Source organism: Enterococcus sp. DIV2402 (assembly GCF_017426705.2).
GTDB classification, from domain to species: domain Bacteria; phylum Bacillota; class Bacilli; order Lactobacillales; family Enterococcaceae; genus Enterococcus_F; species Enterococcus_F lowellii.
This window is the reverse complement of the sequence record NZ_CP147251.1, coordinates 13,274-36,442: the sequence shown is the minus strand read 5'-3', so window position 1 is coordinate 36,442 and position 23,169 is coordinate 13,274. Positions and strand designations below refer to the sequence as shown.

Below are 23,169 nucleotides of genomic sequence, written 5' to 3'. Positions count from 1 at the left end.
AAATGAATGGAGGGATGGCCATGTTTTTAGGTATTGATATTGGAACGACAGCGATTAAATTTGCAGTAATTGCAGATGGGAAAATTAAATTTCAACAAACTAGTCCGGTAACAACTTATCGAGAACAGCACATGAATTATCAACGAGCGACTGAATTATTAGCGGTCTTAAAAGTAGGGATTCAATCGATTCCCAAAGATATGCGCGAAGCATTAGAAACCATTAGTTTTAGCGTGGCGATGCATAGCGTTTTACCGTGGGGAGAAGGTTTGGATGATGCTATTTATATTTGGTCGGATACACAAGCAGAACAAACAATTGCAGCCTTTAAACAACAAGCAGTAGCATCGGCTTTTTATCAAAGAACGGGCACACCAATTCATCCGATGTCACCTTTTGCTAAATTGTTGTATTTCCAGCAACAAGCACGTTTCCCAGAACGAACTCATTATTATGGCATTAAAGAGCTCATTATGCATTATTTTACAGGCGAATTTGTCATCGATTATGCGACGGCTTCGGCAACGGGCTTATTTAATTTACTTGAGCGCACATGGGACGATGAAATTTTAGCTTTTATTGGTATTTCTAAACAACAACTTGCCCCATTGGTTGATACAACGGCGACTTTTTCTTTAGAACCGTCAGCTGCTACTGAATTGAAAATTCCAGCAACCGCCACAGTTGTGGTTGGTGCAAGCGATGGTTGTCTCGCAGCTTATGCTAGCTATATAGCCACAGATATTCCAAACAGTTTAACGATTGGGACGAGTGCATCTGTTCGCAAAGTAACCACACAACCAACGTTTGATAGTACCAACCAAAATTTTTGCTATTATTTGAATGAAAAATATTACGTGACGGGCGCCCCTTCAAATAATGGGGGCTGTGTCTTAGAATGGGCAAGTCAGCTATATGCAGACACGCCAACTGAGTTTTTCGAAAACTTGCCTAATGCCTTGAAACAGTCTCCAATTGGGGCTAATGGTTTACGTTTTGAACCATTTATTAATGGTGAACGGGCACCTTTATGGCAAGCAGATGTCACAGGAACATTAAAAAATATTCGTATTCAGCATACAAAAGAAGATATGATTCGCAGTGTCGTTGAAGGGATTTTATTTAATATTCGTACGTTGGCGGAAACTGTAAATGTCACAGACAACCTATCCTTAAGCGGTGGTTTCTTCAAATCAGAAATGTTGCGGGAAATGACTGCCGATATTTTGGGAGTAGATTGTTATTTGTCGGATTATAATGAACCAATTATGGGACTATATTATTTAATCTATGGACGTCAAATAACACCTGCACCCATTGAAACAATTGCTTTATCTCTAGAAAATCATGAACAATACACAGAAGTGTTTAAAAATTATTTTTCTAAATAATTAAAAAAGAACAGTTTGGCAAATAACAAGACAAACTGTTCTTTTTTTGCAAACAAACGTAGAAAAGTCGCTTATTATGGGGTATGATTAGGCTTAATAAATGGATGTAAAGGTTAAGGAGAAACGATGTATGGGAAGTATGATGGTGTTAACTATCTTTTTTCCAAGTATTATTGTCAGTTTATTAATTACTATTGATACAGTTTTTAGTAGTGTGAAAAAAGTTTTTTTAAATAAAATTCTGCAATTGATACTTATTATTTTGTTGTATTTTACGTATTTGTTTTGTTTGTTGTCGCTTTCCGTTCACTTACTTGGTGCAGTTTATTACGAGTATTCGTTAATATTATTTATTGCGTATTATTTTTTTCGAAGCTATGGCAAATATTTAATTTTGTTGACGCCTTTTCTGTTAGTTAGTTATTCAAAGTTGATCGATCTCAGAGTCGTTGTCTCATACGATCAATTATTTATGATTGCGTTGCTGATTTTTTCTTTATTTGTGGTGATTGATTGGCTGCCATTTGGCTGGCGTAATCTTAAATTTAGTGTTTTGTTCATTTTATCTATGCTTATTTCTGCCTATTTCCATTTGCAAGAAGTAGGTACATCCTTTTTTACCGAAAATAGTGGCACCATCGTGTTACTTATTACTGGTTCTTTAGTGATTTTAGTGTCTTTTTATCTTTATTTTTCGCTACAAGAAAAAGGGAATGCCCGGATTCGCGAAGAATTGATTGCTAGTAAAATTGATCGCTTGACAGGGGTTCATAATTACTCTGCTTTAAGTGACATGATTGAGTTTTTGAAAGAGCATAAACAAGTCATTACCGTGGCCATGCTTGATTTGGATCATTTTAAAAAAATTAATGACCAAAATGGACATTTAGTTGGAAATGAAGTGTTACGTGATTTTGTTCAGCTTTTAGAAGCACATTTGTCTTTATATTTGGATAAAAATAACGTTGAAATCTATCGCTTTGGTGGCGAAGAATTTTGTATCTTTTTTTATGATTCATCTAAAAATTCAGCCTACAAAATAATTGAAGAATTTCGTGCAAAAATTGAAACGTATCCTATGGGAGTAGGAATGACGGACGGTGTTTCGATTACTTTTTCAGCAGGAATTGAAAATACCATCAACCAAACAGATATTTTAGAAACATTAAAAAAAGCAGATGAAGCTTGTTATATAGCAAAGCAATCAGGAAGAAATAAAGTCGTAATATATCATAATAACTATCAGTAAAAAAAAGCCAAATCATGACGATTCGGCTTTTTTATTAGGTTACTTTTTCTGTGATGTTGGTCGCATTTTTTAATTGGAGTGGGTCGGTTGATTCTGGAAGTTGTTTAATTGTTTCTGATTTTGTATTGTTTTCAGCAAATGACGGAGGTAATAAACCCATTTTCAATAACAATTCTTCTGAAGAAGCACCCGTTTTTTCTTGATAGGTACGGACTAAGAAGAGTTGTTTATAAGAAATCAACTTGTGTTCATAACGTTCATAAGCAAAATCAATCAATGGGATAGAGCTGTCTAACATCGCTAAACCATCCAAAATAGTTTGTTGTAATGCATAAATAGTAGATACACTAATGTGATACGTCTCTTCTAACAGAGGGACTGCATCGCGTGGTGTGGCATCACAAATAGCAAAAACATAATGATTGTCTGTCTCTAAAATCGGTAAACAATACCATTCTTGTAGTTGCTTGCGATTAAATTTTTTAGCAAATTCTGGTTGAAGATAGGTGGATAAATTGGTTGCAGGTAGATATTGTAAATGTTGTACATTGGCAAGTGCTTCTAATAAGCGATCTTCTGAAATCAAATCATGCTCCAATAAGTAGGCTCCTAAGGCTTGTTTTTGTTCGTTAGCATTTTCCAAAGCTTCTTTTAAGACGGTTGGTTCAATGAACCCTTTTTCTAACAGCACATCGCCCAATTTCCGATGATAACGTTGTAAAACATCTTTTTCTAGAAAATGATGTTCAGTTTTATCCCAGACTAATTGTTTTTGTTCATTTTGTTTGTTCTTGCGTTTAGCTTTCTTTTCTTTTTTGACAGGTGTTTGATTGCCAAACATTCGTTGTTGGAAGGCTTTCATCGTTGCGACCATGTTAATAATATTTCCATAAACAAAACGTATGGGTAAAATTGGTGGTAATAAGCAGGCAAAGAAAACACTTCGCATCCCGTAGACATGTTTAATTGCTACTGCGCGGAATAATTGTCTTTCAAGCATCATAATCGTCACTAAGACACATAAATACCAAGATAAGGAATATTTTGGATAAATAGGTGTTAAGTCCCAAAACAAGGAAGCAAAGAAATAGATTAAAACTGGATAGCCTACTAGAACCAATAGATTACCAATTTTGGCTTTAAAATCGCGATAAAGTGAATAGCGTCCAGCAAAGGACATTTCTTTTGTTGCAAAAATTTCTCGGAATTTAAATGACTGCATAGTGATTCCTAAAATCCAGCGTGTTTTTTGTTTGACGGCTGTCTTAAACGTGTAAGGAAAACGACTACGTGTCGCAATAAATTCATAAACAAATTCATTTTTAAAGTTAATGCGAGGGACTTCAACTAAAGGATAATACATTTGAATGCCTTTTTGGTATAACGTTAAAGATAAGCGATAATCTTCCGTTAAGCTATCTTTTGGTAAAACATCTTCATCGCCAAAACTATCAATCACTTCCCGAGAAAGCGTAAAACCAGTTCCAGCCGAGGGGACAAAAGCGCCACTACTATAGCGACTGACCATCGTTGAAAAATGATTTTCTGCAAATTCATCAGCGTAAGTATTCGTCACCAAATTTTTGAAAAAATTGCTAAACTTAGGCATTTCCATCAATGGAAAAACTGGAAACTGAATAGCAGGATACGTTTCTAGTAAATAATTGGTTACTTTTAATTCATACGGATGAACAACGTCTTCTGAATCATGGACGTTTAAAGCTTCAAAATGCCATTGCTTTTCTTTTTCCATCGCTTTAATTTGTGTAATGATGTAGTTGATATTTTGCGCTTTGGAAGTTGGTCCAGGTAATTCATTAATAATCATATGGACATTTTCATATTTTTCTTCTAATTGTCGTGCAACGGTAATGGTGGCCGCATCATTTGGATATACACCTAAAAATACATGATACATAGAATTAGGGTAATGGACCGATTCGATCATGTTATCAATAACATCACCTAAGACACTTTCTTCATGCCAAGCAGCAATGGCCACCGCTATCAGTTTAGGGGGAATATCATCGGCTTTTTTGAGATCTAATAATTCTCTTTTGTAAGATTTGCGTCTAAATAAGGTAATAACATCCCAAATAAAATCATCAAATCCCGTTAAAATATACAACATGACTAACACTAAGCCAATGATATACAAAACATTCTCATCTATCATATAAAACCTTCCTTTTTTTAGATATACGTAAGGTAGTGTATCTTTTTTCACAACGAAGTGCAATGAAAGTACTCATTAAATAAAAAAAGGTAGCGTACAACTATTATGTACGCTACGTTTAAACTATTTTAAGCTAAGGCTGCGATTGTCTCATCAAATTCAGCTTTGACTGCAGCTAATGTTTCAGGATGTTCTAACAATTCTAAAATAGTTAGAGACAATCCTTGAGCTGCTTTGATTAAGCCGTTTTGTCCATCTGGAGAAATAGTGGCTGCGGCCATTTCTTTTGTGTGTCCACCTACTTCTGGTCCACAAATTTTGATATTCCCTTGGATAGTTGGACAACGATAACTGACAGCTCCGACGTCTGTTGAACCTGTGGCAATTTCGTCTACGGGTTTTACATCTTCCACTCCTAGTTCAGCATATTTTTCTGCTAAAATATCTGCTAATTTGTAGTTGATGACCGTATCTTCATAAGGACACTCATAAGTAGAGGTTTTAAAAGTGACGCCGTTAGCTTTACAAATCCCATCTACTGCTTGTACGGCTTTTTCTGTTAATTCTTTAGCATAACCAATCGTTGGTGCACGGAAGTAATATTCCATTGATGCATAACCTGGAATAACGTTCGCTGCTTCACCACCATCTTTAATCACTCCATGAATATATGTGTGAGGCGCAGCAAATTGACGAAGTAAATTAATTTGTAGGTAACTCATAACGGCTGCATCTAAAGCCGAAGCACCTGATGCGGGATCGCATGCATGTGCATTTTTACCAAAAAATTCAAATTTAATTGGATTAAGAGCGTTTGAACGTCCGCCAACACCATTTTGACTACCTGGATGAACCATTAAGGCAACATCAACAGTATCAAAAACGCCAGCTTCTGACATACTAACTTTACCACCGAAATTTTCTTCTGCAGGAGTTCCTACAACAAATAATTTACCGCCAAATTGATCGATAATGCCTTTCACTGCTTCACCTGTCGCAACGCCAATACCTGCAATTAAGTTGTGGCCACAACCATGACCAACTTCAGGTAAGGCATCATATTCACACATGACGGCAATGGTTGGTCCAGGTTTGCCTGTATCATATTCACCTAAAAAACCTGTAGGAACAACATAACCAGATGTTGTTTTAAAACCGACACTATCCAAATAATTAACTAGTAGTTTCATCGTTTCAAATTCTTCATTTCCGATTTCAGGATTTTCATACATTGTGTTTACTAATTCCATATACACATCAATATTATTTTCGATGGATGCTAATAATGTTTCTTTGACTGTCATAGTGCTATTCTCCTATTCCTTTAAGGCATTGACTGCTTGCTCTTCTGATTCTTCACGCCATTTTGCTAAATTGCCATTGTCATTGTTTTCTTTGATTACTTCATTGACGACCGTAATCAGCGATTCTGTGTCATCGCCTTTTGGAAAACCAATAACATTGGTGCCATATTTATTTTCAGGGTCTAAATTAAACGTTTCTTTTGGTAAAATTACTAAATCTGGGAAAGTTGTTAATAGAGGTTCCACAGAAGAAGTTGAAACAGTTACTGCTTGAATATCACCTGAGTTTAGCGCTAAAACTGCTGCGTCCATTGTGCCGAATTGTTTAATGTTTTTTGCATCAGTTAAGGTACTAGCAGTTTCAAATTGAATGGAGCCACCTTGAGCACCAATTGTTAAATTAGCAGCTTTTAAATCGTCCAAAGTTTGGTATTTTTCAGCGATTTCTTTAGGAACTAAAATTCCTTGAAAACCATTGTTGACTTCTTGTTGGTAACCTTCAGAGAAATCCATGATTCCTTCACGTTGTTCTGTTGCTACAAAGCCAGAAATACCCAAGTCGACACTATTGGTTTGAATATTGGCTAATACGCCATTAAAATCGGTTGCCTTAATTTCTAATTCAACACCAATTTCATCCGCAACTGCCTTGGCTAACGCAATGTCACTACCAACAATTTCCTTTTCGTTTTTATCATTTAAAATATAAAACTCATACGGAGGAAAGTCAGGGGAGGTACCGATTACTAATTTTCCTTTGTCTTTAATTTGTGCCAATTTATCATTTGTTCCAGAATCAGCTGATTTTTTTGAATCTCCTGAACCGCATGCAGCCAAGGTGACTATCGCCACACAACTTAATACCAATAATGTTAATTTTTTCATAATGAAAACTCCTTTGAATTAAAATGTAATTTGATCTAAAAATTCTTTTGTTCGCTGTTCTTTTGGAGAATCGAACAGTTCATTCGGTGTACCTTCTTCAACAATCACGCCTTTGTCGATAAAAAGAACACGCGAAGCAACTTGTTTCGCAAAATTCATTTCGTGAGTTACGATGACGGTCGTTAAATTACTTTTGGCTAAATCTTGAATAACTAATAACACTTCTTTTACCATTTCTGGATCAAGCGCAGAGGTAGGTTCATCAAACAACATGACTTCAGGTTCCATTGCCAAAGCACGCGCAATAGCTACCCGTTGTTTTTGTCCGCCAGATAATTTATTGGGATAAACATCTCTTTTATCTAACAATCCAACTTTTTTCAGTAAGGTTTCTGCTTTTTGTGAAGCTTGTTGTTTTGTTAGATTTTTTAACTTCATTGGCGCTAAAATGATATTTTCTAAAACTGTCATATTAGGAAATAGATTGAAATGTTGAAATACCATGCCAATATTTTCGCGAATTTGATTGATTTCGATTTCTTTTAATTGCGGGTTCGTTAATAAAATATCTTTGAAATAGACATCACCACTTGTCGGAATTTCCATCAAGTTTAGACAACGAAGAAAAGTCGATTTCCCAGAACCAGAAGGACCAATGACGGCAACTGTTTCACCTTTTTCAATATGCGTTGTGATGCCATTTAAAACGGCTAAATCACCAAATTTTTTCGTTAATTGATTGGTTTTAATCATAGACATTTAACCTCGTTTCTAATTTCTTGATTAATGCAGTTAATGTAAAGGTTAGGAAGAAATAAATCAGAGCAACGATAATTAATGGTTCAAAAATAGAATACGTAGCTGCTTTTACAATATTACTGGTATACATGACATCAAAGATTCCTACAACTGAGACGATAGAGGACTCTTTAATCATCATAATAAATTCATTACCTAGTCCTGGAAGTACCACACGAATTGCTTGGGGGATAATGACGGATTTCATGGTTTGCCCGCGACTCAATCCTAATGAGCGTCCGGCTTCCATTTGTCCTTTGTCAATCGAAGCTAACCCGCCACGTAACAATTCACAGATATACGCACCAGAGTTGATTGATAAAGCCACAACGGCGGTTAAAAATTCTCTGGAACCGTATGTGTTTCCTAAAAATGAAATAGCAGGTAATGAGATACCAATTAAAGGTAACCCGTATAACCAAATGTACAATTGGACTAATAATGGCGTCCCGCGAATTACTTGTGTATAAATTGCCGCAATAATATTTAAAATTTTTAATCGCGATTGTTTCATTAATGTTGCAAATAAACCGAGTAATGAACCCAACACAACTGTTATTAAAGACAAAACAATCGTCACAACCGTTCCGTCTATAAAAGTGGGAATCCACTTGACTGTTTTTCCAAAATCTATGACTATTCCTAACATTGCATCCATAGTAATTCCTCACTTTTAATAATATTTAATGAATAAAAATAATTCCATTAGGTATGAAATGTATAATAATACATAATCAAGATGTTTGCAACACTTTTTGGATTTTTATGCAAAAAAATATATGAAGTGTAATTTATATGTATATATTTTCAATATTCGTGTATATAATACAACTGTTTTTTTGATAGAAATCAATCAATTAACAAATCCTTCAAGAGAATGGTATGATACACATATAAAGGAGGGACTAACATTGAGTTTAAAAGACACATACACACTAGCAAATGGGATTGAAATTCCAGTTGTAGGCTTTGGAACATGGCAAACACCCGATGGCGATGTTGCTGAATCGTCGGTTTTAGCAGCTATCAAAGCAGGCTATCGCCATATTGATACGGCGGCGGTTTACAAAAATGAAGCATCTGTAGGACGTGGCATTGCCAAAAGTGGCATTCCTAGAGAAGAATTATTTATTACGACAAAATTATGGAATGATGCTCATTCGTATGATTTAGCAAAACAAGCAATTGATGAATCAATGAAAAAATTAGGGGTCGATTATTTAGATTTATATTTGATTCACTGGCCAAACCCAGTAGCCTTTCGTGATAATTGGCAAGAAGCGAATGCTCAAGCCTGGCGGGCGATGGAAGAAGCGGTAGAAGCTGGCAAGATTCGTGCGATTGGGGTATCTAATTTTATGCCGCACCATTTAGATGCGTTACTTGAAACAGCTAAGATTAAACCAGTCGTTAACCAAATTTATCTAAGTCCAAGCGATCGCCAAGAAGAAGTCGTTGCGTATAATCAAAAACATGGCATTTTGAGTGAAGCTTATAGTCCATTAGGTACAGGGAAAATTTTTAGTGTACCAGAATTAAAAACAATTGCTGAAACTTATGACAAAACGATTGCGCAAATCGTTTTACGTTGGAGTTTACAACATGGTTTCTTGCCATTGCCTAAGTCTGTTCATGAAGAGCGGATTATTGAAAATGGTCAGATTTTTGATTTTGAATTAAGCCAAGCAGACATGGAAGCAATTGACCAATTGCAAGGAGCTGCTGGAGAAGCACCTGTCCCAGACGAAAAAACATTTTAATCGTTCAATAGTCACCAATTTTTTGGTGACTATTTTTTTAACTAACAAAACTTATAGCTCGTCTAACAGTAATGAAAGTTCATTTTAGTATTTGGTGTGCTAGACTGGATTTACTGAGTAGATGGAGGTTAGTAATGACAAAACAAGTTAGTTTAACAGGATATCAATTAAAAATTTTAGGGATTATTTTAATGGTGGGGGATCATATCTATGAAATGTTTATTTATGCACAGCCACCAACCATTTTAAATATGTTTGGTCGAATTGTATTACCGATTTTTCTATTTTTAAGTGCGGAAGGGTTCTATTACACACGCAATCGTTTGAAGTATATGTCGCGTTTATTAATTGGCTTTTGGGGAATGAACTTAGGGAATCAACTCATTCCCAAATTATTTCCAATGGATGAAGTGATGCTATTCAATAATGTATTTGGGACACTTTTTTTAGCTACACTAGTGATGTATTGTATTGAAGAATACAAACAAAAGCATTGGCTAAAAGCAACGGGTTTGTTAACTTTACCCTTTGTAATCGCCTTGCCGTTTTTTATTTGGATGAGTACAGGAAATGGTAGTTCAATGTTCATTTATCTGTTACAAATTTTTCCTACGTATATTACGGTTGAAGGGGGCTATGCGGCGGTTTTATTAGGTGCGATGTTCTATCTCTTTAGAGAAAAACGGAGCTTGCAATTTTTGTCCTTAGCAGTCGTTTCATTAATTGCAACCGGATTTGACTTTAGTCAGTTACTTGTGAACTACCAATGGATGATGGTTTTTGCCATCATACCTTTAGCATTTTACAACGGACAAAAGGGTCGGGGGGATAAATATTTCTTCTATGCTTTTTATCCAGGACATATCTATTTGCTATACATCTTCTCATATGTTTATTTGAACTATTGGATGTAGCAGTAGCAAGCAAAACTATGTGGAGGAAAAATAAAACGAGGAGAATTTGGGATACCCAAAATTCTCCTCGTTTTTAGTTTACACAACGGTCCATTCATCAATGGTTTTGCCGTCTTTATCTTTTAAAACTAACCAGCTATTAGTACCGGCATAATATAAGAAGTGTCCGACTTCGTTAACGCTTTTTAAAACGACATCTTCTGTTGTCACAAAATCATTGATTTTATCGGCATGTTCTTCACGAAGCTGTTTCGTAAAACGTCCGGCTAAACCAATAGAACCATCTTTATTTAAAGGAATTTCTTGGCGTAAGTGAGCGCCTTTTTTAATGCGCATTTCATTTCGTTTTTGCCAGATGACAGTTGCTTGACTGTCGTATTCATCCACGAAAAATTCAATGGTACTCACTTCTTTACGCCAACGATGCTGAGCTTTGGCTGGTTTTGGTTTTTGCGGTTTTTCTTCTATTTTACGAAAAGCAAGTCCAAACTTTTCTAATAAAATTAACACAACTTCTTGATAAGCGGTAACAGTTGGATAGTGATTTGCTGGAATTTTTTTTGCTCCTTTACTCATCACTTTTAACTTGCTTTCTTCGGCAGTTTCCACTAGACGTTGAATGAGATACCCTTGCTCCATTTCCCAAGGAGGCGTAATTTGTACACAGGTATCATAAGCTGTTCGTGAGCTAAACGGACCTTCTGTTGTGCCGATTGCTCGCAATTTTTGTTCTTTAAACAATAGATAAACGCTGGCTTCTGGAGCAACCAATTTTTTATCGTTAGAATAGAAAATGGTGATTTGTCCTTGATTGTCTGCTAGTTGTAGCGTTAATTTTTCATTACTTAGTGAGAGTGCTGCTTGAATAGTCATAATCTTACTCCTCGCTAAAATTGTTTATTTTATATTATTATAACAGTAACAAGAATAAGAAGAAATTTATTTGTTAGGAAGAAGGGATTTCAATGTCAATCGAAGAATATGAACAAGCCTTACCTGAAAAGTGGCGAGAGAGTTATTTTCAACTAAAAGAAATTATTATTACGCATTTACCAACAGGATTTGAGCTGGTTATGCAATATGGGATGCCTACTTTTGTTGTTCCTCTAGCGGTGTTTCCAGAAGGATATTTACAACGAGAAGACGAGCCATTACCATTTGTTTCCTTAGGTGCACAAAAGAATCACTTGGCGATTTATCATATGGGTATTATGGGCAATCCGCCATTATTAACTTGGTTTCAAGAAGAATATGCGAAACAGGTACCTACTAAATTAAATATGGGAAAAAGCTGTATTCGTTTGACAAATCCTAAAAATATTCCTTATACTTTGGTTGGTGAACTGATGGAAAAAATAACGGTTGAAGAATGGATTGAACGTTACACACATTATCAAGAGAAAAGTGGCAATCGTAAATGATTGCCACTTTTTTATGGTGCAGGAGGAACTGTATTACGAATTTGTGCTGCCCATTCAAAACCAGCTTCAGTTAATGTGCCATCACGCAACGTATATTCACTTGTATGTGTCTCGCCACCATCATACGTAATCGTTAAATTAATTTGGTCATTCTCAAGATAGTCGACTTGGTAGGTACCTGTCATTGCTTCGCCTTTGCCATCTGAATAAACTTCAAAGGTTCCATCGGGATTGTAATTCCACACATTCTGAAAATCGTATTCTTTATTTTTCATCGTCCAAGTACCTATTAAATTTTGATTAAAATCAATTGTTTCTCGTTCCACCACATCCATATAAGCATTATCAGTTAAGACATGTTCTGCTTGTCCTTGACGAGTAAAGGTTCCTAAGTACCCAAAATTCATTTTACGGCTATCTTCGTTAACATTGGCGATAAAATAATTTCCAATGCTATCGATATTTACGTTAAAGCCGTATAATTTCACCATTTTGATTGCGCCATTATCCACAGCGACTTTCAATGTTCCTTGACTAGTAATGCCACCTGTTAATTGCCAATGTCCTTCTTCATCGATGGTTAGAGTTAGATTTTTTTGAACCCAAGTGCCGACAAGATTAGCTTGCGTTTCAACAGGGATGGGTTCTTGTGTTTCAGAAGTTGCATTGGTTTCACTGCTTGTTTGATCGGTTGAAGTTTCCATGGTGGTTTCATGAACCACGCTAGTTTGAGTCGTTTGACTCCTTTCTGAGGTGCTTTCTATAGGTGCTGTGGTTCGTCCACAAGCGGCTAATAATAAAACAAATAAAAGCAACAAAAGTCGTTTCATTTTAATCCCCTCCTTTGTCTTTAGTATAGGATAAAATAACGTTTTCATAAAGCGTGCAGACTTCTTTGGTAAAAGAAAAAACAATACGTTATACTAAAGAAAAACGAGGAGGAAGCTGTGTGATTAAAAAAATTCAAATGAACCGTGATAAACCTGTAATTAATTTAATTCCCAAAATTGTCTATGGGCATCGAATGGAAGGTAGTAATGCTGTTTATCGTCCATTAAGTTTGAGTTTGATGCGTCCACGAATGTCATTTCCTTATGACGAAAAGCATAGCAATTTACCCGTCATTATTTGGCTTTGTGGGGGAAGTTTTTCAGCGATGGATCGCAATGTATGGACGCCAGAATTAGCCTGGTTTGCGAAACGAGGCTATGCAGTTGCAAGTATCGATTACAGTGTGACAGCCAGAGCCAAATTTCCCGATCAAATTGAAGATGTCAAATTAGCGATTCGCTATTTAAAAGCACATGCTGAAGAGCTTGGGTTAGATTCGCAACGTTTTATTGCGATGGGAGAATCAGCAGGAGGATATTTAGCAGCTTTAGTTGGTGCGACTGCCAATACTCGTGAGTATGACAAAGGAGACTATTTGAAATATTCAAGTCGTGTCAAAGCGGTTGTTCCTTGGTATCCTTTAGTTTCTGTGCCAGATTTTTTGGCTGCGGTACCACGTAATTCACTGCGTCTGTTTCGCTTGCGAGAAGCTATTCATGAACTCACTCAAATTAATGTACCTTTGGATGCGTTGAACTACCCTGATGTGACAAAATTTATCAGTGGGCAAACGCCCCCATTTTTAATTTTACATGGAGATGCGGATACGATTGTTCCCGTCAGTCAAAGCCATTTATTATATGAAGCGTTAAAAGCTAAAGGTGTTCCTGCTGAATTGTATATTTTTGAAGGGGCAGAACATGCGGATGCTCCGTTTACCCAAGAGGAAACCAAACAACTTATTTTTGAATTTTTACAGCGAATGGTAGACTAATAAATAGATACTAAAGGAGGAATTGTGAATGGAGTTTGTAACATTAAATACTGGCATTCAATTACCAATTATTGGTAGTGGGACGAATACCTTTGGAAAAGTTGACCGTGCTTATATGGGTGCAATTAATGGAGATACAACCGAATTACAAGAGGCAATTGCTTTAGGTTATCGTCATTTTGATACGGCGATTGCTTACCGTAATGAAGCAGTCGTTGGTCAAGCAATCAAAGAAAGTGGCTTAGAGCGTAGCGAATTTTTCATCACATCTAAACTTCCGGGAACGAAAGAATATACAGCGGACAAAGCGGCTGTTCAAAAAGGCGTAGAAGCAAGCTTACAGGCGCTGGATACAACATACATTGATTTGTATTTGGTTCATCATCCATGGGAAAATTTAGAAGAAATCGTGTCAGTTTGGCAAGTATTGGAAGAATACGTGGAACAAGGTGTGTTAAAAGCAATCGGTGTTTCTAATTTTGAAGAAAAAGAATTAAGCTACTTACTCGAACATTCACGTATTAAGCCAGCCGTCAATCAAGTAGAATCACATCCAGGTAAGTGGAATGATGCGATTATTGCGTATTCTTTGGATAATGGTGTGATTCCAGAAGCTTGGGGTCCATTAACACGTGTTAGTCAAGAAGCCCAAGCAGCTTTAACTGAAATTGGTACACATTATGATAAAACATGGGCACAAATTATCTTACGTTACCAAATTGAGCGTGGCGTTATTGTGATTCCGAAATCACATAATAAAAAACGGCAAGCATTGAATTTAGAGTTATTTGATTTTTCTTTAACAGACTCAGAAAAAGCAACGATTCAAGCGTTATAATAAACATGCGACAGATTGATAAAATCTGTCGTGTTTTTATGAATAGAGAAAAGCAAATAAAAATTTAGGAATCTACGCATAAATTTGTTAGTATCTGGTAGGAATATTTTTTGTTTTATTAAGAAAAATTGTGATAAAAAATTATAATCGTTCTTTTTTTAGTGAGAGATTGCATTCCTGTGCGGGCTCGTTTAGTATGGAAAGAAAAGGAGGAGACAAATGGCGATTAAAGGTATTGTATTAGATATTGATGGAACATTGTTAACAAATAAAAAAGTTATTAGTGAAAAAACAAAAGAGGCGTTAATTAACGCACAAAAAAATGGGGTAAAAGTCATTTTAGCCTCAGGTCGTCCGACTACTGGAATGTATAGTTATGCTAAAGAATTAGCGATGGATGAATATGAAGGATTGCTGGTTTCGTTTAATGGTGCCAGCGTGGTTGATTGCAAAACAGATGAAGAATTATTTAACCAAGCCTTATCAATTGCCGATGCGCAAGAAGTTTTGGAGCATATGAAGCAATTCGAAGTTCGTCCAATGATTAATAAAGAAGATTATATGTATGTTAATAATGTATACGACAATTTATTAGAGTTACCAGAAGGACCTTTTAATATTATTGAGTATGAATCACGTGGTGGGAAGTTCAAATTATGTGAAATTGATGACTTAGCAGCCTTTGTTGATTTCCCTTTAAATAAAATTTTAATTGCTGCAGATGCGAACTATCTCCAAGAAAATCATCAAGCAATGGCAGCTCCTTTTGAAGATCGGTTGAGCTCAATGTTCACAGCGCCATTTTATTTTGAATTTACCGACAAAGGAATTGATAAAGCGAAAGCACTAGATACCGTCTTGCCACAATTTGGTTTACATGCAGAAGACTTGATAGCTTTTGGTGATGGACATAATGATGCGTCTATTATTGAATATGCGGGGATTGGTGTCGCAATGGCTAATGCTGTCGAAGCGTTAAAAGAAATTGCTGATGAGATTACCTTATCAAATGACGAAGACGGCATTGCAATCTTATTAGAAAAATATTTATAAAGGAGGACTGACTTTGGATAAAGAAACATTCATTCGTCAATATAGTGTGGAACGAAAACAGACGGACTCATTGAAATGGGATGCATTAGCAGAACGTTTTGGCGATAGTGAATTATTGCCAGCATGGGTTGCCGACATGGAATTTGCTGTACCAGAAACTGTCAAAAATGCCTTAGCACAACGAGCTGCACATGGTGTTTTTGGCTATTCAATTGTATCAAAGGATTATTTTAATGCGTATAAAGGATGGCAAGTTCGCCATGAACAAACTGAGTTTCGTGAAGAGTGGTTATCTTTTTCAACGGGAGTCGTCCAATCCTTGTATGATATTATTGATTGTTTTACTGAAGAAGGGGATGCGGTTATTATCCAGCCGCCTGTTTACTATCCTTTTTTCTATGCGATTCAAGATAAACATCGTCAATTAGTTACTTCGGATATTCAATGCGTTAATCAACGATATGTGATGGATTTAGAAGATTTTGAGCAAAAAATTATTGATCATCAACCAAAATTGTATATTTTGTGTTCACCACACAATCCATTAGGACGTGTGTGGCGTGAAGAAGAATTGGCAGCGGTATTGGCAATTTGTGAAAAACATCAGGTATTAGTTTTATCAGATGAAATTCATTCAGATATTGTGTTATCTGGACATCAGTTTTGTTCAAGTGTAACTGTGGAAAAAGGACGTTTTTTGGATAATTTAATCATCGTCAATTCACCTTCAAAGACATTTAATTTAGCAGGTTTGCTGAATTCACATGTGTGGATTCCAAATGAAAAATTGCGCACACAATACAACGATTGGGCCAAAGAATACAAGCAAACAGAATTCAGCTTATTCGGTCAACTAGCAGCCAAAGTTGCGTATGAAACGGGTGATGATTGGGCAGAGGGATTATTAGCGACGATTGAAGATAACTATCACTATGCTAAAGCACGATTAACAGCTGAATTACCAGATGTGGTGGTTGCAGATTTGGAAGGAACGTATCTTATGTGGGTGGACTTACGTGCGTATATTGCGCCAGACGATATTAAAGGTGTCGTGCAAGATAAAGCCAAATTAGCGATTGATTTTGGCGAATGGTTCTCACCTGAAGCAAAGGGCTTCATTCGAATTAACTTAGCAACACCACCAACCAACATTCAACAAGCGATTGACCAACTGGTAGTTGCAATTAAAGCATAAATAAAATGGTTCAAACGATAGAGAGAGTGCTGTGTGACAGCAAGAATGCGTCGTCCATTTACTAGAATGGGCGATGTCTCTTTGTATGGTTTGGCTATTTTTTTATTTTTGTTCATGAAGTCATTTTTCTAAGGTAACTATGAGAGGATTCTCTTTGTTTCTAACTAGCGACTGAAGACAAACTCATGTTATGATGAAAATCGATTTTTGAAATTATTTAAAGGTTGGAGGAAGAAGATGAAAAGAATGCTTACTCATCGACAAGTGCAAGATGCCTTATTTGTTATCACTGGTGCATTTGTTTTAGCTGTTTCCATTAATTGTATTTTGTTACCAAACCAAATTGTTGCTGGTGGAGCTAACGGAATTAGTGTGGTGTTAAATCACATGTTTGGTTGGAATGTTGCGATTGTATTATACGCGATTAATATTCCATTATTAATTTTATGTTTTTTATTATTAGGGAAAGAAGTTGGCTTGAAGACTATTTTTGGTAGCCTAATCTATCCATTTTTTGTAGGTGTGACGGCGAATTTTCCTGTTATTACACATGACTTATTTCTAGCTGCTTTATTTGGTGGAATTGTCACTGGTGTTGGGCTAGGATTGGTTTTTCGGGGGAATGCTTCAACCGGCGGAACGGCGATTATTTCTCAAATTGTGCATAAATATTTGCATGTATCGTTAGGAATTGCCATCTTGTTTGTGGATGGTTTGGTTATTTTATCGGCATTACTGACTTTTGATACAGACGTGGTATTATTTTCATTAATTAGTTTATTTATTATCGGACGTGTTGTAGATATGGTTCAAGTTGGTTTTGACCGCTCGAAAAATATTATGATTGTGTCGCAAAAATACACAGAAATTCAACAAGTATTAACTACAACCTTAGACAAAGGGGTCACGTTAATCCCGATTGAAGGCGGCTATAGCCAAACGCCAAGTAAATTATTGATGACCGTGATTAGTGAAAAAGACTTTCCAAAAGTAAAAGAAGCGATTTTAACAATCGACGAAACAGCTTTTTTTGTTACGCTGAATGCTAGTGAAGTCAACGGTCGTGGTTTTAGTCTAAAAAAGGTTGCCGATGATTACGGCGTTGAAGTGAACAATTTATAATCAATGAGATGGGGCATTCATGCGCCATCTTTTTTTATTAAAATAATTAACTACTATACAAGCGTGCAGTAACAGAACCATTGGAAAAGAGAACTGGCTAGAGCCTTTTCTATCTGAAGATTGGTCAGTAGTTCCCCTAAATAGATGGAACATTTTAGAACAATTTATTCATTATATCTGCTACTCAACGTTAGCTCTCCTTTGGCTTGACGTGTTAGCGAGCGCTTTTTTTGTTACAATAGTTACAAGGAGTGTGATGAAATGATTGAATTAAGAAATGTAAGTAAAGTCTACGGTACCAAAAAAGCATTGAATGAATTGAATTTAACGATTCGGCAAGGAGAAATCTTTGGTTTTTTAGGACATAACGGTGCAGGAAAATCAACAACCATTAAGAGTTTAGTCAGTATCATTCAACCAACAAATGGCACCATTACAGTTGATGGTTTGGACTTAGCGACCAATCGGATGGAAATTAAGAAAAAAATTGGCTATGTTCCAGACACGCCGGATCTTTTCTTGCAATTAACAGCAGGAGAATATTGGGATTTAATGGCAGCTGCGTATGATATTCCCCAAACGGAAAAAGAAGCGCGCTTAATTCCTTTAGCACAACTTTTTGATATGCTTAGTCATCAAGATGAAACAATTTCTAGTTTTTCTCATGGGATGCGTCAAAAAACGATTCTTATTGGTGCCTTGCTTTCTGATCCTGATATTTGGATTTTAGATGAGCCGTTGCAAGGGTTAGATCCACAAGCTGCGTTTGATTTAAAAGAAATGATGCGGGCACACGCAGACAAAGGAAAAACAGTTATCTTTTCAACGCATGTTCTTGATACTGCCCAACAACTGTGTGATCAATTAGCTATTTTGAGAAAAGGAGAACTGCTTTATAACGGATCAGTAGAAGAATTGCTAGCCACAGCACCCGCGGAATCATTGGAATCGATTTATTTAAAAATGGCGGGGCGTCACGCACAAGAAGCGGAGGGATTCCATGAATAAAACGCAACTAGCTGAATTGCTAAAAGTGAATTTGCGCTATGTTAACCCGCAAGCCACTAATAAAGCCCGCAAATCTGGCAAACATGGTGCTAAATTAACGCGTTCGATTGTTAATCAGTATATTTTATCAGGAGTCATCTTTTTAGCAATTTATGGTTTAACGATGTTTGCGATTGATTTCAGTCAGATGCCGGGATTTTTTACGTATTATGTGGCGTTATTTGGCATTATTGCTTTTTCGCAAGGGATTTCTGTTATTTACAATGTGTTTTTTGAAAGTCGTGACTTAGCAGGCTATTTGCCGTTACCTTTTCGACAAGTAGATATTTTTATAGCTAAAATTATCATTGTTGCGATTACAATTATTCCATTTACGTTACCAGTGTTAATTGTTTTTATTATGGCGGGCATGCGTTCAGGTGTTTTCGTGGTATTGGCTGTTTTATTAGCACTCGTGTTATTTATTTTGTATTTAAGTTTGGTATTTAGCTTTTGTAGCTTCATTGTTTTTGGATTAACGCGAACTAAATTCTTTAAGAAGCATAAACAATTAGTGACGACATTATTGTTAGTTGTATCTGTTGGTGTAGCCGTTGTGGGTATTTTGTTAATGAATAGTCAAACCGATTCAATGGGCATGGGCATGGTTGACCGTGGCACTATTTCGGCATTTCTACCATTTTTCTATGTGATGACTCAGCCGTTTTCTTTGGCAGCTACTCTAAGTTTAGGTGGGTTGCTTGGACTGAATTTGTTGAGTTTCTACTTAATTAAAGTAACCTTATTACCAAAAATGTATGAACAATTACTTGATGCCACACCTGGTGTAGGCGCAACGAAACGAACGCACAAACCAAATCAAAATTTGCGTCAATTATTATTTAGCTATAATTCGCAGTTGATTCGCGATCCTAATTTAATTATGCAAGTATTTTCGAATTCAATTTTAATGCCCATGATTTTTATCATTGCTTTTGCCGTAACAGGGCAAATTAATTTGAATTTTTTAGGGATGGAATATCTCGGTGTCTGTTTTACAGTAGGGATTGCATTAGCTACATTGTCGGTCAATCCGATGTCATTTGTGGCGAATATTATTTCATTAGACAAAGAGAACTTTTTATTTATTCGTTCGTTGCCTTTATCAATGACCAACTATTTAAAAGAAAAATTTCACTTTGCAGGTAGTCTACAATTGATTATTAATGCTGTCATCGTTGTAGCAATGGGAATATTTTTCCATTTGCCATTTATTTTGCTAGTAAGTGCACTCTTAGGAAATATTGTTGCAACTTATTTATTGTCGTTACGTTATTTTGTGCGTGATTATCGTCTGTTATTGTTGGATTGGACGAACATTAGTCAATTGTTTACAAGAGGCGCAGGGAATACAGGTTTAGTCTTTCTAATGATGGGTTCAATGCTTTTAAATGCTCTTTTAATTGCGTTGTATGTGGTTGGGGTGATGATGTACCCATTTTGGTGGATTAATGGTCCAGTATTTATCCTTCTGGTAATTGGCTGTGTAAGTTGGTATCTGTATTATCAACGGAATTTTTGGCAAAGGTTTGATTAAACAGCACGACTCCACTTTTTTCGGGAGTCGTGCTTTCTTTTATTTCGCCTTTACAGCAATCCAAATTTCACTATAGACATCAGTTGAATTGGTGGCATAGTTGGTAAATGAGATTTCCGGAGCATCGACTAATTCATAATTAGAAGAAGGCAGCCATTCGGAAAATATACGAGCCCATGTTTGTTGCAATGTTTCTGGAAAAGGTCCTTTGTTAGGGAAAATGGCCCAAGTATGTGCACTGATTTCCAGCGTCTCTAAATCTGAAGATGTCGGTTCTTTTGTCGTTAGGAAACCAAGTAACTGTTGTAACGTTCCTTGTTCTGCTAAGCGTTCTCCTTCAAAGTCATAGGACACATTGACCACTTGATTTGGATACAGATTGCCTAATTCGTGCATGTGTGCTCGTTGTTCTGGAGTAATTGTTTGAGCTAATTCGATAATTTGTTGATTCGTTCCTTCAAACTGAATGGGAACACGTTTAGATACTCCGACTACACGAAAAGCTTCTTTGCTTTCGATTTTAACTTCCATTGAAATTCCTCCTTTAATATCAATAAAAAATGAGAGTTTAGGAAAGGTTTTTTGAGTGTTACGTTTACTAATTTCTGAAGGCAAATAACCACTCCATTCACGAAACGCTCTTGAGAAACCTTCAACTGATTGGTAGCCATATTTGAAGGCAACTTCTGTAACTTTTTCGCCTTGTAATAAATCTTGATTGGCACACGCAAGCTTACGATTTCTGATGTATTCCAATAAAGTCATGCCAGAAAGAAATGAAAAAGTTCGTTTGAGGTGATAGGCGGATAGTCCGACTGTTCTAGCTAATTCTTCAATCGAAAACTCTTCCGTTAAGTGCGAATCGATTTCGTCCATTAGTTGGTTCAATTGTTGTAACATAGTTTCCCTCCTCATTTATCTATAGCTTAACAAGAGAATTCGTGGATGACTTGATATAGGTGAGACAAATTTTATCGATTTAACTTATTGAATTCATAAAAAATAGTTTAGAAAATATTCTGAAAATTTAGATAAAAGTATTTACATTCAATAAAAGTCATGGTTAAATAAAGAAACAGTGAGAGGTTTTTCACTGGTGGATAAGTGGTGCTAAAGGTGAGTATTCATCTTTCACAATAACCCCTGGGATAAAAACTCCCAAAAGAAAAGCGTGTTGCTTCAAGCAACACGCTTTTCTTATTCTTCTTCAGGAATGTGATTGTCTAAATCGGTACGTACAATTAAGACATCACATGGTGCATGACGGATAACATATTCTGAAACAGAACCGATGAATAATCGTTCGACAGCATTTAAACCTGTTGCACCTAACATAATTAAATCGACTTCTTTTTCAGCAGGTAGTTGTTTTGCGATGATTGCTTTTGGTGAGCCATATTCAATCGTTGTTTCGACTGCAGGAACACCATTACTTGTAGCAGTCTCCGCATATTCTGCTAAAGATTCTTTCGCCATATCTGTCGCTTGTTCCGCTAAGACTGTGTCAAAAGAAGTAACCGTTTGAAACGCACGAGTATCAATAACATGAATCAATAACAACTCTGCTTGGTTTCTTCGCGCTACGTTGACTGCTTTGCGAAACGCTAGTTCTGCTTCCTTTGAACCATCGACTGCGACCATAATTCGTTTGTATTGTTGTAACATAACCCCACGTCCTTTCTGTTCTTCTATTCCTATTGTAAGCTATTTCATAAGAAAAAGAAAAGAGAAACCTCAGAATTCAACGCATTTTTTTTGAAAATTGAATACTAAAGAGGGCAGAAACCAGCATCATCACTGCAATAAAAATCAATGTAAATAACAATTGATTGATGATAGCGAGTAGACCGCTAATAACTCCTAGGGCAATATAAAGCATGCCATACGTTTTTAAAAAATGGCTATTTTTTTCATTATTTTCGATGAGAGAGAAAAATACGGTTTGTTTCATTAAAGTGATACCGAGGAAAATTAATACAACGGCCATCAAGATTAACAAGAAAATTGTCATTGTTCCACTCCTTTCCCTTACTATAAAGTATAGGTGAGTTTTTAGATTCCTGCAATTTTTTTTGAAATGTAAGTAATCATTACAGATTTTTCTGTTATTATTTTATATAATACAATAAAATAGATAGAATAAAAGGTGGTCTTTGATGAAAGGTTTTAATCGTTTTGACAATATTGTTAGCTCTGTGGTAGATATTATGCTAGGTTTTCTAGTCCTAGTAGTACTAGTGGTGATGGGGGAATCCATCTATCATATGATTACGGCAGTTGTGCCATTGCATTCACTAAAAGATTTGTATCCATTAATTGAAGAAATTGCAACATTGTTTATCTTGTTAGAAATTATCTTAATGCTTTTACGCTATGTGAGAGAAGGGCATCACATTCCTGTACGCTACTTAATTTTAATCAGTATTACAGCAATTTGTCGTGAACTGTTACTTGCTCATGGTGGTGGAGTGGAGGCATTATTTCTTTCTCTAGCAATTTTAATTTTAGTGCTTGTTTTATTTATTTTAGAAAAAGTCAAAGCCTTTCACAATTCAGGACCAGACGAACCCGAAGAAATGTAAACGAAACAGAAATGTATCTGCGGATATATTTCTGTTTTTTTTATACAAAAAAACCACTCACCTAAAAGGGAA

At 36.1% G+C, this 23,169-nt stretch carries 23 protein-coding genes; 13 read left to right on the top strand and 10 right to left on the bottom strand.

The window, feature by feature from the left end; all coding sequences use genetic code 11:
- Positions 1-20 precede the first annotated feature (20 nt).
- Together DOK78_RS00180 and DOK78_RS00175 are read left to right on the top strand one after the other, a co-directional pair.
- Positions 21-1,391, top strand: coding sequence for a gluconokinase (locus tag DOK78_RS00180; protein ID WP_207871643.1), 1,371 nt, complete (start codon positions 21-23; stop codon positions 1,389-1,391).
- A 130-nt stretch (positions 1,392-1,521) separates the two neighbouring features.
- Positions 1,522-2,640 (top strand): GGDEF domain-containing protein, encoded by a 1,119-nt coding sequence (locus DOK78_RS00175; RefSeq protein WP_207871642.1) that lies wholly within the window; start codon positions 1,522-1,524, stop codon positions 2,638-2,640.
- Positions 2,641-2,674: 34 nt separating this feature from the next.
- Here DOK78_RS00175 and DOK78_RS00170 read toward each other — a convergent pair whose 3' ends face one another.
- The 5 genes from DOK78_RS00170 to DOK78_RS00150 all read right to left on the bottom strand — a co-directional run bounded on the left by DOK78_RS00170 (position 2,675) and on the right by DOK78_RS00150 (position 8,461).
- Complete coding sequence (locus tag DOK78_RS00170) at positions 2,675-4,816, bottom strand: glycosyltransferase (protein ID WP_207871641.1); 2,142 nt, start codon at positions 4,814-4,816, stop codon at positions 2,675-2,677.
- A 128-nt stretch (positions 4,817-4,944) separates the two neighbouring features.
- Positions 4,945-6,120, bottom strand: a complete 1,176-nt coding sequence (locus DOK78_RS00165) for a M20 family metallopeptidase (protein WP_207871640.1) — start codon at positions 6,118-6,120, stop codon at positions 4,945-4,947.
- A 12-nt stretch (positions 6,121-6,132) separates the two neighbouring features.
- Positions 6,133-7,005, bottom strand: coding sequence for a transporter substrate-binding domain-containing protein (locus tag DOK78_RS00160; RefSeq protein WP_207871639.1), 873 nt, complete (start codon positions 7,003-7,005; stop codon positions 6,133-6,135).
- An 18-nt stretch (positions 7,006-7,023) separates the two neighbouring features.
- Entirely contained in the window at positions 7,024-7,758 is a 735-nt protein-coding gene (locus tag DOK78_RS00155; RefSeq protein WP_207871845.1) for an amino acid ABC transporter ATP-binding protein, read from the bottom strand.
- Positions 7,751-8,461, bottom strand: a complete 711-nt coding sequence (locus DOK78_RS00150; RefSeq protein WP_207871638.1) for an amino acid ABC transporter permease — start codon at positions 8,459-8,461, stop codon at positions 7,751-7,753. Before DOK78_RS00150 ends, DOK78_RS00155 begins: the two co-directional genes overlap by 8 nt.
- A gap of 253 nt (positions 8,462-8,714) precedes the next feature.
- Between DOK78_RS00150 and DOK78_RS00145 the strand changes: the two genes are divergently transcribed.
- The gene (locus DOK78_RS00145; protein WP_207871637.1) at positions 8,715-9,563 is read left to right on the top strand and encodes an aldo/keto reductase; all 849 of its coding nucleotides are present in this window, start codon (positions 8,715-8,717) and stop codon (positions 9,561-9,563) included.
- Positions 9,564-9,697: 134 nt separating this feature from the next.
- The gene (locus DOK78_RS00140; RefSeq protein ID WP_207871636.1) at positions 9,698-10,477 is read left to right on the top strand and encodes a TraX family protein; all 780 of its coding nucleotides are present in this window, start codon (positions 9,698-9,700) and stop codon (positions 10,475-10,477) included.
- Between the two features lie 78 nt (positions 10,478-10,555).
- On the opposite strand, the gene DOK78_RS00135 is transcribed toward DOK78_RS00140, so the two are convergent.
- Positions 10,556-11,350 carry a hypothetical protein gene (locus DOK78_RS00135; RefSeq protein WP_207871635.1) on the bottom strand — a complete coding sequence of 265 codons (795 nt, stop codon included), beginning with the start codon at positions 11,348-11,350 and terminating at the stop codon, positions 10,556-10,558.
- A gap of 86 nt (positions 11,351-11,436) precedes the next feature.
- Here DOK78_RS00135 and DOK78_RS00130 point away from each other — a divergent pair, with 86 nt between their 5' ends.
- On the top strand, positions 11,437-11,898 hold the full coding sequence (locus tag DOK78_RS00130; protein WP_422389687.1) for a DUF1801 domain-containing protein: 462 nt from the start codon (positions 11,437-11,439) through the stop codon (positions 11,896-11,898).
- An 11-nt stretch (positions 11,899-11,909) separates the two neighbouring features.
- Here DOK78_RS00130 and DOK78_RS00125 read toward each other — a convergent pair whose 3' ends face one another.
- Positions 11,910-12,728, bottom strand: coding sequence for a hypothetical protein (locus DOK78_RS00125; protein WP_207871633.1), 819 nt, complete (start codon positions 12,726-12,728; stop codon positions 11,910-11,912).
- 119 nt (positions 12,729-12,847) lie between these two features.
- Between DOK78_RS00125 and DOK78_RS00120 the strand changes: the two genes are divergently transcribed.
- The 7 genes from DOK78_RS00120 to DOK78_RS00090 all read left to right on the top strand — a co-directional run bounded on the left by DOK78_RS00120 (position 12,848) and on the right by DOK78_RS00090 (position 20,515).
- A complete protein-coding gene (locus DOK78_RS00120; protein WP_339076304.1) occupies positions 12,848-13,723 on the top strand; it encodes an alpha/beta hydrolase in 876 nt (291 codons plus the stop codon).
- 28 nt (positions 13,724-13,751) lie between these two features.
- Positions 13,752-14,561: an aldo/keto reductase family protein gene (locus DOK78_RS00115; RefSeq protein ID WP_207871632.1), complete on the top strand. Its 810-nt coding sequence runs from the start codon at positions 13,752-13,754 to the stop codon at positions 14,559-14,561.
- 219 nt (positions 14,562-14,780) lie between these two features.
- A complete protein-coding gene (locus tag DOK78_RS00110; RefSeq protein WP_207871631.1) occupies positions 14,781-15,614 on the top strand; it encodes a Cof-type HAD-IIB family hydrolase in 834 nt (277 codons plus the stop codon).
- Between the two features lie 13 nt (positions 15,615-15,627).
- A complete protein-coding gene (locus DOK78_RS00105) occupies positions 15,628-16,809 on the top strand; it encodes a MalY/PatB family protein (RefSeq protein WP_207871630.1) in 1,182 nt (393 codons plus the stop codon).
- A gap of 237 nt (positions 16,810-17,046) precedes the next feature.
- Positions 17,047-17,931 carry a YitT family protein gene (locus tag DOK78_RS00100; RefSeq protein WP_207871629.1) on the top strand — a complete coding sequence of 295 codons (885 nt, stop codon included), beginning with the start codon at positions 17,047-17,049 and terminating at the stop codon, positions 17,929-17,931.
- A gap of 261 nt (positions 17,932-18,192) precedes the next feature.
- Positions 18,193-18,939, top strand: coding sequence for an ABC transporter ATP-binding protein (locus DOK78_RS00095; RefSeq protein WP_207871628.1), 747 nt, complete (start codon positions 18,193-18,195; stop codon positions 18,937-18,939).
- Complete coding sequence (locus DOK78_RS00090) at positions 18,932-20,515, top strand: ABC transporter (protein ID WP_207871627.1); 1,584 nt, start codon at positions 18,932-18,934, stop codon at positions 20,513-20,515. The genes DOK78_RS00095 and DOK78_RS00090 overlap by 8 nt, the downstream gene beginning before the upstream one ends.
- 39 nt (positions 20,516-20,554) lie before the next feature.
- Here DOK78_RS00090 and DOK78_RS00085 read toward each other — a convergent pair whose 3' ends face one another.
- From DOK78_RS00085 to DOK78_RS00075, 3 genes are all read right to left on the bottom strand, one after another.
- Positions 20,555-21,415 carry an AraC family transcriptional regulator gene (locus tag DOK78_RS00085; RefSeq protein ID WP_207871626.1) on the bottom strand — a complete coding sequence of 287 codons (861 nt, stop codon included), beginning with the start codon at positions 21,413-21,415 and terminating at the stop codon, positions 20,555-20,557.
- 297 nt (positions 21,416-21,712) lie between these two features.
- The gene (locus tag DOK78_RS00080; RefSeq protein WP_207871625.1) at positions 21,713-22,180 is read right to left on the bottom strand and encodes a universal stress protein; all 468 of its coding nucleotides are present in this window, start codon (positions 22,178-22,180) and stop codon (positions 21,713-21,715) included.
- A gap of 76 nt (positions 22,181-22,256) precedes the next feature.
- Positions 22,257-22,526 carry a hypothetical protein gene (locus DOK78_RS00075; protein WP_207871624.1) on the bottom strand — a complete coding sequence of 90 codons (270 nt, stop codon included), beginning with the start codon at positions 22,524-22,526 and terminating at the stop codon, positions 22,257-22,259.
- Positions 22,527-22,671: 145 nt separating this feature from the next.
- On the opposite strand from DOK78_RS00075, the gene DOK78_RS00070 reads away from it, so the two are divergent.
- Positions 22,672-23,097: a phosphate-starvation-inducible PsiE family protein gene (locus DOK78_RS00070; protein WP_207871623.1), complete on the top strand. Its 426-nt coding sequence runs from the start codon at positions 22,672-22,674 to the stop codon at positions 23,095-23,097.
- Positions 23,098-23,169 lie beyond the last annotated feature (72 nt).

What these genes read in the sequence shown, in the direction of transcription:
- DOK78_RS00140 (WP_207871636.1), top strand. Translation starts at nt 9,698, where the DNA reads ATGACAAAACAAGTTAGTTTAACAGGATATCAATTAAAAATTTTAGGG.
- DOK78_RS00115 (WP_207871632.1), top strand. Translation starts at nt 13,752, where the DNA reads ATGGAGTTTGTAACATTAAATACTGGCATTCAATTACCAATTATTGGT.
- DOK78_RS00090 (WP_207871627.1), top strand. Translation starts at nt 18,932, where the DNA reads ATGAATAAAACGCAACTAGCTGAATTGCTAAAAGTGAATTTGCGCTAT.
- DOK78_RS00100 (WP_207871629.1), top strand. Translation starts at nt 17,047, where the DNA reads ATGAAAAGAATGCTTACTCATCGACAAGTGCAAGATGCCTTATTTGTT.
- DOK78_RS00155 (WP_207871845.1), bottom strand. Translation starts at nt 7,758, where the DNA reads ATGATTAAAACCAATCAATTAACGAAAAAATTTGGTGATTTAGCCGTT.
- DOK78_RS00125 (WP_207871633.1), bottom strand. Translation starts at nt 12,728, where the DNA reads ATGAAACGACTTTTGTTGCTTTTATTTGTTTTATTATTAGCCGCTTGT.
- DOK78_RS00160 (WP_207871639.1), bottom strand. Translation starts at nt 7,005, where the DNA reads ATGAAAAAATTAACATTATTGGTATTAAGTTGTGTGGCGATAGTCACC.
- DOK78_RS00085 (WP_207871626.1), bottom strand. Translation starts at nt 21,415, where the DNA reads ATGTTACAACAATTGAACCAACTAATGGACGAAATCGATTCGCACTTA.
- DOK78_RS00135 (WP_207871635.1), bottom strand. Translation starts at nt 11,350, where the DNA reads ATGACTATTCAAGCAGCACTCTCACTAAGTAATGAAAAATTAACGCTA.
- DOK78_RS00095 (WP_207871628.1), top strand. Translation starts at nt 18,193, where the DNA reads ATGATTGAATTAAGAAATGTAAGTAAAGTCTACGGTACCAAAAAAGCA.
- DOK78_RS00170 (WP_207871641.1), bottom strand. Translation starts at nt 4,816, where the DNA reads ATGATAGATGAGAATGTTTTGTATATCATTGGCTTAGTGTTAGTCATG.
- DOK78_RS00150 (WP_207871638.1), bottom strand. Translation starts at nt 8,461, where the DNA reads ATGGATGCAATGTTAGGAATAGTCATAGATTTTGGAAAAACAGTCAAG.
- DOK78_RS00110 (WP_207871631.1), top strand. Translation starts at nt 14,781, where the DNA reads ATGGCGATTAAAGGTATTGTATTAGATATTGATGGAACATTGTTAACA.
- DOK78_RS00070 (WP_207871623.1), top strand. Translation starts at nt 22,672, where the DNA reads ATGAAAGGTTTTAATCGTTTTGACAATATTGTTAGCTCTGTGGTAGAT.
- DOK78_RS00175 (WP_207871642.1), top strand. Translation starts at nt 1,522, where the DNA reads ATGGGAAGTATGATGGTGTTAACTATCTTTTTTCCAAGTATTATTGTC.
- DOK78_RS00075 (WP_207871624.1), bottom strand. Translation starts at nt 22,526, where the DNA reads ATGACAATTTTCTTGTTAATCTTGATGGCCGTTGTATTAATTTTCCTC.
- DOK78_RS00080 (WP_207871625.1), bottom strand. Translation starts at nt 22,180, where the DNA reads ATGTTACAACAATACAAACGAATTATGGTCGCAGTCGATGGTTCAAAG.
- DOK78_RS00165 (WP_207871640.1), bottom strand. Translation starts at nt 6,120, where the DNA reads ATGACAGTCAAAGAAACATTATTAGCATCCATCGAAAATAATATTGAT.
- DOK78_RS00180 (WP_207871643.1), top strand. Translation starts at nt 21, where the DNA reads ATGTTTTTAGGTATTGATATTGGAACGACAGCGATTAAATTTGCAGTA.